Origin of the sequence: Paraburkholderia panacisoli (assembly GCF_008369935.1) — a bacterium.
Taxonomy (GTDB): domain Bacteria; phylum Pseudomonadota; class Gammaproteobacteria; order Burkholderiales; family Burkholderiaceae; genus Paraburkholderia; species Paraburkholderia panacisoli.
This window is the reverse complement of the sequence record NZ_VTUZ01000044.1, coordinates 68664-77508: the sequence shown is the minus strand read 5'-3', so window position 1 is coordinate 77508 and position 8845 is coordinate 68664. Positions and strand designations below refer to the sequence as shown.

Annotated in this window: 13 protein-coding genes, 1 tRNA gene and 1 pseudogene; 6 read left to right on the top strand and 9 right to left on the bottom strand. The window is 62.6% G+C overall.

Features of this window, described 5'->3' with window-relative positions; genetic code table 11:
• Nucleotides 1-121: 121 nt before the first annotated feature.
• Nucleotides 122-355, bottom strand: a pseudogene (locus FVF58_RS40410) (ATP-binding protein); the annotation flags it as partial.
• A 119-nt stretch (nucleotides 356-474) separates the two neighbouring features.
• Between FVF58_RS40410 and FVF58_RS54350 the strand changes: the two are divergent.
• Together FVF58_RS54350 and FVF58_RS40405 are read left to right on the top strand one after the other, a co-directional pair.
• Nucleotides 475-609, top strand: coding sequence for a hypothetical protein (locus FVF58_RS54350; RefSeq protein WP_281291343.1), 135 nt, complete (start codon nucleotides 475-477; stop codon nucleotides 607-609).
• Between the two features lie 52 nt (nucleotides 610-661).
• Nucleotides 662-943: a pyocin activator PrtN family protein gene (locus FVF58_RS40405; RefSeq protein ID WP_149675247.1), complete on the top strand. Its 282-nt coding sequence runs from the start codon at nucleotides 662-664 to the stop codon at nucleotides 941-943.
• On the opposite strand, the gene FVF58_RS53505 is transcribed toward FVF58_RS40405, so the two are convergent.
• Both FVF58_RS53505 and FVF58_RS53500 read right to left on the bottom strand, forming a co-directional pair.
• Nucleotides 922-1455 carry a tyrosine-type recombinase/integrase gene (locus FVF58_RS53505; RefSeq protein WP_246217429.1) on the bottom strand — a complete coding sequence of 178 codons (534 nt, stop codon included), beginning with the start codon at nucleotides 1453-1455 and terminating at the stop codon, nucleotides 922-924. The two genes, FVF58_RS40405 and FVF58_RS53505, sit on opposite strands and share 22 nt — an antisense overlap.
• A gap of 103 nt (nucleotides 1456-1558) precedes the next feature.
• The gene (locus FVF58_RS53500) at nucleotides 1559-2014 is read right to left on the bottom strand and encodes a hypothetical protein (RefSeq protein WP_246217428.1); all 456 of its coding nucleotides are present in this window, start codon (nucleotides 2012-2014) and stop codon (nucleotides 1559-1561) included.
• A 137-nt stretch (nucleotides 2015-2151) separates the two neighbouring features.
• Here FVF58_RS53500 and dusA point away from each other — a divergent pair, with 137 nt between their 5' ends.
• From dusA to FVF58_RS40385, 3 genes are all read left to right on the top strand, one after another.
• Nucleotides 2152-3141, top strand: a complete 990-nt coding sequence (gene dusA / locus FVF58_RS40395) for a tRNA dihydrouridine(20/20a) synthase DusA (RefSeq protein WP_149675246.1) — start codon at nucleotides 2152-2154, stop codon at nucleotides 3139-3141.
• A gap of 88 nt (nucleotides 3142-3229) precedes the next feature.
• Nucleotides 3230-3305 (top strand) — tRNA-His (locus FVF58_RS40390).
• Nucleotides 3306-3683: 378 nt separating this feature from the next.
• On the top strand, nucleotides 3684-3950 hold the full coding sequence (locus FVF58_RS40385; RefSeq protein WP_149675245.1) for a hypothetical protein: 267 nt from the start codon (nucleotides 3684-3686) through the stop codon (nucleotides 3948-3950).
• 286 nt (nucleotides 3951-4236) lie between these two features.
• Here FVF58_RS40385 and FVF58_RS40380 read toward each other — a convergent pair whose 3' ends face one another.
• Complete coding sequence (locus tag FVF58_RS40380) at nucleotides 4237-4479, bottom strand: DUF6566 family protein (protein WP_149675244.1); 243 nt, start codon at nucleotides 4477-4479, stop codon at nucleotides 4237-4239.
• A gap of 110 nt (nucleotides 4480-4589) precedes the next feature.
• Complete coding sequence (locus FVF58_RS40375) at nucleotides 4590-4787, bottom strand: hypothetical protein (RefSeq protein ID WP_149675243.1); 198 nt, start codon at nucleotides 4785-4787, stop codon at nucleotides 4590-4592.
• A gap of 399 nt (nucleotides 4788-5186) precedes the next feature.
• Here FVF58_RS40375 and FVF58_RS40370 point away from each other — a divergent pair, with 399 nt between their 5' ends.
• A complete protein-coding gene (locus FVF58_RS40370; protein ID WP_149675242.1) occupies nucleotides 5187-5444 on the top strand; it encodes a hypothetical protein in 258 nt (85 codons plus the stop codon).
• 20 nt (nucleotides 5445-5464) lie between these two features.
• On the opposite strand, the gene FVF58_RS40365 is transcribed toward FVF58_RS40370, so the two are convergent.
• The 4 genes from FVF58_RS40365 to ssuD are packed head-to-tail and all read right to left on the bottom strand — an operon-like array spanning nucleotide 5465 to nucleotide 8796.
• The gene (locus FVF58_RS40365; protein WP_149675241.1) at nucleotides 5465-5680 is read right to left on the bottom strand and encodes a TOBE domain-containing protein; all 216 of its coding nucleotides are present in this window, start codon (nucleotides 5678-5680) and stop codon (nucleotides 5465-5467) included.
• Nucleotides 5681-5729: 49 nt separating this feature from the next.
• Nucleotides 5730-6752, bottom strand: coding sequence for an ATP-binding cassette domain-containing protein (locus FVF58_RS40360; RefSeq protein ID WP_149675240.1), 1023 nt, complete (start codon nucleotides 6750-6752; stop codon nucleotides 5730-5732).
• Nucleotides 6749-7585: an aliphatic sulfonate ABC transporter permease SsuC gene (gene ssuC / locus FVF58_RS40355; protein WP_149675239.1), complete on the bottom strand. Its 837-nt coding sequence runs from the start codon at nucleotides 7583-7585 to the stop codon at nucleotides 6749-6751. The genes FVF58_RS40360 and ssuC overlap by 4 nt, the downstream gene beginning before the upstream one ends.
• Before the next feature lie 50 nt (nucleotides 7586-7635).
• Complete coding sequence (gene ssuD / locus FVF58_RS40350) at nucleotides 7636-8796, bottom strand: FMNH2-dependent alkanesulfonate monooxygenase (RefSeq protein ID WP_149675238.1); 1161 nt, start codon at nucleotides 8794-8796, stop codon at nucleotides 7636-7638.
• Nucleotides 8797-8845 lie beyond the last annotated feature (49 nt).

Sequence of the window (8845 nt, the reverse complement as noted above, 5' to 3'; positions counted from 1 at the left end):
GCTATAGAGAAGCGGGCGGCGGCCCCGTGGATAACCCTCCGTCATCGTTTCAATACGTCCGGCGTGCTACTCAATAAAAACGTGGTCTTACCGTAGCACAAATCCAATTCCAAATAACTTATAGGATGAGACTGCCTGTTTCGTAGCGTTTAGCGACCACCTGGAAGAGCAGGTTCGCCTGCTCCTGGTCCATTGACAGGTATCCCATCTCATCAATGATCAGCAGCCTGTATGGCTTCGTGATTCGCTTGATGGTTTCCTCGAGCTGGTTACGGCGCAATGCTGTGGTCAATTGCATCAGAAGATCGGCGGCCGTGATGAAGCGGGTGCGAAACCCGGCCTGCGTTGCACGATACAGACCCGCTTGGCCCCCCAATGCGGCCAATGGCGCGATCCTTGATATGGTCGATCGTGCGTCGATGGTCATCTGCGCGGGGGGGCTCGCATGAAGCGGCGGCGACGCGCGCGGATGACGTGCTGCATCTCCTTCGCATCACCAGCATGGACTGGAAGCTGTTCCATCTCGGTCTGAACCTGGACGGCAGCCCAAATCACCCGCTCTATATCGCCGCCAGCACGCGGCCCAACCCTTTCGAATTCAAAGCGTGACCGAGACAGCACCGCGAATCATCAAGGTCACCCGCAACGCATGAGGTGTCAGGTGAATACGGTTTTTCTATTGATGGCGCAATACGATTCCGCGGCAGTTATTCCGAGCGATGTCGTCTGCCGCGACTACTTCGCGCCGCTCACGGTGCCGACGCTGTTGCGCAAGATCTCGGCCGGCGAGATTGCGCTGCCGCTCGTGCGCATGGAAACGTCGCAGAAAGGCGCAAAGGGTGTGCACCCAAAGGGTGTGCACCTGACGGACCTTGCCGAGTACATCGACAAGCGCCGAAAGGCAGCCGTCAAGGAATGCAATCAGCTCGCTGGTGCCATCTGAGGTGACGCGACCACATCGAGCCACTTCCATCCCTCAAACCTGTTCCCCGTGTGCCTGAGGTGCGTGTAGCGCTTCAGGCTCGACCAGCTACGGTGTCCGGTCACCGCCGCCACGTGTGGGATCGTCCACCCCATTTCGAATAGTCTGCTGGTGCCTTCATGACGCATGTCGTGCAGGCGTAGATCCACAATCTCCAGGAACTGACAGGCGCGCGTGAACGCCGCGCCGACGGCATCGTCGGTATACGGGAAAATGCGCCCCTGTTTCGTCGGCTGCGCCTTGATGATGCGCATTGCCTCGGGCGGCAGATCGCACCAGACATCGTTGCCGATCTTCTGGCCCGGGTGCTTCAGGTCTCGCACGAGCACGCGGCTGTGCGCCTCGTCCAGATCCTCGTGCGTAATCCGCACCATTTCCTCGAGCCGGCGGGTCGAAAAGATTGCGAACGCAGTCAACGCCTGCATCGGCGCACTGCTCGGGCGCCGCACGCGGATCTCACCGAAGTGCGTCATGATCCGGTCAAGCTCTTCGCGCGTGGGCCTGCGGTCGCACTGCCTGGACTTGCCGGTCGCGCCGAGCTTTTTCAGGACCCTGCGCGCGTCGACGAGCTGCTTTTCATCGAGGAGATGGCCCCAAAGCCGGCCGCGCGACGTGCACGACCGCGGCGAGATGCGACATGTAATTCTCGACCGTCTGAGGCTGTACCTTCAGACTCTGCGCGAACTGCACGTACGTCTGGCTGACGATCTGGCTGCAGTGCATCTCGCCAATCGGTGCTACCTGGATCGCCCGTAGCACCTGCTCTTTCGTGCGCCCGATGGCGCGGCGCGATTCTCTGATATAGCGGCCGATCACATCGGCCAGCGGCGGGTCTTCCTTCGCGGCAGACTCCGGCGCGCCGGGCTGCGCCAGCTCGCGCTCACGCTTGTCGATCCACGACTGCGCCGCCTGGCGCCGATCGAAGGTCTTCGACTCGGTGTAGACCACCTTCCCGCATGCCTTCAGACGTATCTGCGCGGTGTAGCCTATACTCTTGTTTCTGCGCTCCCGCGCCGATATTGTTCCCATCATTTTCCCGGTGCTACAGACCAAATCTCGGTGCTACACCGTAGCACCTGACCGGAAAACTACCGGAAATCGTACAGAAACCGCGTGCAATCACGCAACACCGAAATACCCGCCAAGCCTAGTGCTGGCGCCGAAACCCAATGAATTCAAGCCCTCGCCGAATTTCTGTGGCACCGATGATGGACTGGACCGATCGCCACTGTCGCTCGCTGCATCGCGTGATCTCGCGCCATACGTGGCTTTACACGGAAATGGTGACGACCGGCGCGTTGCTGCACGGCGATGTGCCGCGCCATCTCGGCTTCACGCCCGACGAAGCGCCGGTCGCGCTGCAACTCGGCGGCAGCGAACCCGACGACCTCGCCCGCTCGGCCAAACTCGGCGAGCAATGGGGTTACGACGAAATCAATCTGAACTGCGGCTGCCCGTCGGAGCGCGTGCAGCGCGGCGCATTCGGCGCGTGCCTGATGAACGAGCCGCAACTCGTCGCCGACTGCGTGAAGGCCATGCGCGATGTGGTCTCGGTGCCGGTCACGGTCAAGCATCGCATCGGCGTGGACGCGGTCGAGGAATATGGCTTCGTGCGCGATTTCGTCGGCACGATCGCGGACGCGGGCTGCAACGTGTTCATCGTGCATGCGCGCAACGCGATCCTCAAAGGTTTGAGCCCGAAGGAGAATCGCGAGATTCCGCCGCTCAAGTACGACTATGCGTACCAGTTGAAGCGCGACTTTCCGGAACTGGAGATCATCATCAACGGCGGCATCAAGACGCTTGATGAAGTCGACCTGCATCTTCAACACGTCGATGGCGTGATGCTCGGGCGCGAGGCTTATCACAACCCGTATGTGTTGGCAGAAGTCGATGCGCGCTTCTATGGTTCGACGCAAGCGCCGCTGACTCGCGAGCAGGTCGAAGCAAAGCTAATCGAATATTGCGCGGCTGAAATGGCGCGTGGCACGTATCTCGGGGCGATCACGCGTCACGCGCTTGGTCTTTACCGCGGCGAGGCAGGTGCACGTGGATGGCGTCGTGTTTTGTCCGATAGCAAACGCCTCGCCGCGCGCGATCTGAGCCTCTTCGACGAGGCAAGACAGCATCTGCGCGAGCCCGTCGAAATTTTTGAATAAAGGACTAGGCAAACGGGATTCTTGTTCGTATAATCTCGTTTCTTCATCGACGAGCCAAGTTTCTCGGCAAGTCAAGCAGATGTCAGTGGTGGCTGTAGCTCAGTTGGTAGAGTCCAGGATTGTGATTCCTGTTGTCGTGGGTTCGAGCCCCATCAGCCACCCCAAAGAATTCAAGCAGTAACTGTTTTGCAAACGGCGTTGTGAGAAATCACAACGCCGTTTTTGTTTGTGTTCTCCGTTGTGGCCGTTCTTCTGCGCGCATCATCTGCGCCCTTTCCAAACTCCCTCCCCACATAACCCAACGCCCTCCAGGGACTTTAGCTCCCAAAACCGCTCGATGATGAGGGTCCGATCATCGCTCGCCCCCGCGCAGCCTACGTCTGACGGATTGTTCCGGAATCAGGAATAGTAATTTCAAATTATCGGTACAAATTTTCAATAGTAGGGGTATACACTGCCTCCCATCGACGTTGCAGACAACACCTCACCGGCCCCTGCGACGCCTTCCTGAACTGAAGTCGAAACGTTATCGGAGTCACACCATGAAGACCAAGCTTATCGCCGCCCTGCTGGTTGCCGTATCTGCCTCGATCGCCGCCCCCGCTTTTGCAAGCGGCTACGGCCCGGCACCGTACTATCGTCCGTCGGTCGGCGCACCGGCTTCGCAGCAAGGTCAAAGCGCGCAGACCGTTGCCGCTGAACGTGCCAACGCTGAATCGAACGCCTACGGCGGCGTGCAGAACGTGTCGTCGCAATCGGGTACGCGTACGCCGGCTTCGGGACCTCAATCGGTTTTCTTCGGCCACTAAGCTCGCCGTCGAATCTGCCGCCCGCCAGGGCAGCGGATCAACTGGGCGCCGCGCATGCAGTACTGATGCCGGCGCCTGGTTGCGTTTACGGCGGTGCCACTCGGCGAGCGTCGAAGATCACCTCCAGCCCGGCTAGCTGTTCTTCCTTTTAGCGATTCGCAGCAGCGCAGCCGTGCATCGCACGCAAGGTCGGTTCGTTGTGCCGCGCGCAACGTCAACAGCAAATCACGGCGCGGCAGTCGATCCGCTCACCCACGTTCGCAGCGCTCCCAAACCAAACTCGCGACTAGGCCGGAAGGCCCGCATCGATCAATTCACGCGCCGCGTGGAAGCCCGCCTCGGCTGCGCCATGCTCGGTCGACCACAAGCTGTCGATATGCACGAGCCGCCAGTCGACCACCACCGCGTCACCCTGCAGCACCCGAAAATGCGCTTTGACGCCCGTGAGCACCTGCTCGACCGCGACCTCGATGTCATAGTCCCGATAGCGCTCCTGGTAATCCCCCATGTCGAGGCCCTTCGGCTCCATGTTCGCCTCCTGGTGTCGCCATTGAAAGGACAGCGGCCAAGCTGACCCAGCGAGCGTCGATACCGCTCGCGGCATGCAGCGACGCTTCCCAGCCTCGCCTTATCCGACGATCAATCGCAATCGCCGGAAAGGTACTGTCGGCCGCTACACGTGATCTCGACCTCTCCGCCGCTCACTTCGGTGGCGAGACCGCTCGCCAGCAATTCCGCCGTGACGGATTGCTCCAGCCTCGGCGCCTGCTGTCCGACGCCGACGTCGTTCAGACGCCGCAACCCTTCGACCGCTTCGGGACTCAATGACTTCGACATGGCCATCTCCGTCGGGATGTTCAATTCATCCTAGCAAGTTTCGACGGCATATGCAGACGGGTGTCGACCCCTACGCAGTGTGTGATTTGAATTGACGTGGCGCGTCTGAAGAAATGCGTGTAGCCGGGGGCCGGCACGGGGCGTGCTCTGCCGTGGGTGCGGATGCTTCCGGCAGGGACTGCCCTGCGCTTTGCGACAACGCAAGAACGAAGCAACGAAGCGCGGCAGGCGACGCGCGGACGTCATCGCATCATTCGCCGCCATCGCACCGCCGCACATCGAGGCATAGCCCGACCCAACGCTACGCCAACGCACGCGAATCTTCAGCAAGCGTTCCGGTGTATCACCACGTGTGCAGAGGCAGCAAAACCAGCAGGCGGGATCGCAAAGGAGGACGAAATGAACCGAAGCAGACTGACCAGGCTGGCCGCCAGCATCACGCTCGCGCTGGCCGCGACGAGCGGCACGGCAGCATTCGCGCAAACCGCAAAAACGACGCCGCAGGACAGCAGCGCGCCGATGGCAAAACCGCCCGAGTCGGCCTCCGGCTCAGGCGGCGCGAGCAATCCGGATAACATGCCGATCAAACGCCCGCGCAAACCGACCAACGACAGGCTGATGCACGCGCCGCCTGCCAGCGGCGCGAACGCGAAATAATGCCGGCTACACAGCCGACCTCACAGGCGCGCGATCGACACCTCCGTCGACTTCACCAGCGCGACGACTTCCGAGCCGACCTTCAGTTCCAGTTCGTCGACCGAGCGCGTGGTGATCACCGAGGTCACGATGCCGAACGGCGTCTCCACATCGACTTCAGACACCACCGAGCCGCGGATGATTTCCTTGACCTTGCCTTTGAACTGATTGCGTACGTTGATTGCAGTAATGGTCATAGCGAGCGACTCCAGAGAAGCGGTTGAAAAAACAGTCAGTCAAGCAATATCAGACGGCCCAGCGGACGTCTGTCGGCCGCGCGAGGCGCCCTTCGTCACGCGCGTCGAACGCACGATGAGACAGTGCGGCGTCGTTCGGCGCCGTCTTCAGCACACGTTGCAACACGTGTTCTTCCAGCGCGGCGAAGCCCGTCGACGCCCGCGCGCGAGGGCGCGCAAGCGGCACCGGCTGATCGAGCGCGATGCGCCCTTCTTCGATCAGCAGAATCCGGTCGCCGAGCGCTACGGCTTCATGCACGTCGTGCGTGACGAGCAGCGCAGTGAAGCGATGCTCACGCCACAACCGTTCGATCAATGCGTGCATTTCGATTCGCGTCAACGCGTCGAGCGCGCCGAGCGGCTCATCGAGCAGCAGCAATTGCGGACGATGCACGAGCGCCCGCGCCAACGCCACACGCTGACGCTGACCGCCGGAAAGCTGCGCGGGCCAATCGTTGGCGCGTTCGAGCAGACCGACTTCGGCGAGCACGGCGCGCGCCTCTTCCCGGGCACTGCGGCCCAGGCCCAGCATCACGTTGTGCAGCACACTCTTCCACGGCAGCAGCCGCGCGTCCTGAAACATGATGCGGGTGTCGAGCGGGGCGCCATCCACGGTGCGCTTTTCGAGCACGCCCGAGTTGGCCCTTTCCAGTCCGGCGACGAGCCGCAGCAAGGTCGACTTCCCGCAGCCGCTGCGCCCGACGATCGCGACGAAACTGCCGCGCTCGATCGCCAGATCGAAGCCGGACAACACCGTACGTTCGCCGTACTGCTTGCCGACGCCGCGCAATTGCACCGAGTAGTCGGCCGCGTCGCCGCCCGCGCGCTGCGCGTCGTTGCGCGCGAGCGTGCGGTCCGGCCGGCGTGCGTGGTGCCGCGAAGCGGTGCGTTGCGCAGCGTGCGCCGCTTCGCCCTGCGCGAAACCCGCGGCTTGGGCCGCAGCGTGATCGACGCTCCGCGCTTGCGCCGGTTCAGCCTCCAGACCGGGGCCCTCGACCGCGCCGAACGACGCCGGCAATGTCGTTGCGCTCATGTTTTCGCTCCTCGTTGATAAGCCGGATGCCAGCGCAGCGACACGCGCTCCAGGCCCTTCGCGAACACGTCGGCGAGCTTGCCGAGCGCCGCGTACAGCAGAATGCCGACCACCACCACATCCGTTTGCAGGAATTCGCGTGCGTTCATCGTCATGTAGCCGATGCCCGATTGCGCGGAAATGGTTTCGGCGACGATCAGCGTGACCCACATCAGCCCGAACGCGAAGCGCACGCCGACGAGTATCGACGGCAACGCGCCTGGCAAAATCACGTGCCGGTACAGCGCGAAACCCTTCACGCCATAACTGCGTGCCATTTCGATCAGGTTGGCGTCCACGGAACGGATGCCGTGAAACGTGTTCACGTAGATCGGGAAGAACACGCCCAGCGCGACCAGAAACACCTTCGCCTCTTCCTCGATGCCGAACCACAGGATCACGAGCGGAATCATCGCCAGCGCCGGGATGTTGCGGACCATCTGCACGGTCGAATCGAGCGCGATTTCGGCGGGCTTGAACAGACCCGTCGCGAGCCCGAGCACGAGTCCGATGCCGCCGCCGAGCGCGAACCCCGACACCGCGCGCCACGTGCTGACCTTCACGTCCGCCCACATTTCGCCGGACTGGATCAGCGACCACGCCGCCTTCACGACCGCGAGCGGTTCGGGCAGCACGCGTGTCGACAACACGCCGCTGCGCGCGGCGAATTCCCACGCCAGTAAAATCGCGAGCGGCGCGAGCCAGGGCGCGAGATGCGCGCCGATCCGCCGCAGCGCGCTCGCTGCGGCGCTCGCGTTGACTTCGCTGTCCGCGTTCACAGTGGATGGGGTCATGATTGCTTTCCTTATTGCCCGTCGAAAACTCTGCGTGCGTTGCGCCCCGCTCAACTCGCGCTCGCCGCCTGCGGCAGATACTCGTTGCCGATGATCTCGCCGAACGGCCCCGACAGCGGTCCATTCGAAACCTTGTTGCGCCGGTTCGGCAGCAGCGGAAACACCAGCTCGGCGAAGCGATACGACTCTTCGAGATGCGGATAGCCGGACAGAATGAAGGTGTCGATGCCGAGTTCGGCGTACTCCTTCATGCGCGCGGCCACCTGTTCGGGATTGCCGACCAGCGCCGTGCCCGCGCCGCCGCGCACGAGCCCCACGCCCGCCCACAGGTTCGGATACACCTCGAGTTCGGCGCGCCCGCCGCGTTTGCCGCCGTGCAGGGCGGCCATGCGCCGCTGGCCTTCGGAGTCCATCTTCGAGAACGACGCTTGCGCGCGCGCGACGGTGTCGTCGTCGAGCTTGCTGATCAGCTTGTCGGCGGCGGCCCATGCTTCATCTTCGGTCTCGCGCACGATCACGTGCAGGCGAATGCCGAACTTGATCTGTCGGCCGTGCGCCGCTGCGCGCGCGCGAATATCGGCGACCTTCTTCGCCACCGCCTCGGGCGGCTCGCCCCACGTGAGGTACGTGTCGATGTGCTCGCCCGCCAGGTCATGCGCGGCCGGCGACGATCCGCCGAACCACAGCGGCGGGTGCGGCTTCTGCACCGGCGGATACAGCACCTTGCCGCCCTTCGAGATGAGATGCTTGCCGTTGAATTCGATCGCTTCTTTGGTGTGCGACGCGCTGAGCTGCTTGCGCCAGATGTGCAGAAATTCGTCGGTGATTTCATAGCGCGTGTCGTGATCGACGAACACGCCGTCGCCGCCCAACTCGGTCACGTCGCCGCCCGTCACGACGTTGATCAGCAAGCGTCCATTCGACAGCCGGTCAAAGGTCGCGGCCATCCGCGCGGCGAGGCCTGGTGACGAAATTCCCGGACGGATCGCCACCAGAAACTTCAGGCGTCTGGTCACGCCAATCAGGCTCGACGCGACGACCCACGCGTCCTCGCACGAACGGCCGGTCGGCAGCAGCACGCCTTCGTAGCCGAGGGTATCGGCGGCGACGGCGATCTGTTGGAAGTAGTCGAAGTCGGCTGCGCGTGCGCCTTGGGACGTACCGAGATAGCGGCTGTCGCCGTGAGTCGGAATGAACCAGAACACATTCATATGCGGCTCCTGCTTGTTCAAAACTGGATGGAACGAAGACGCCGCATGG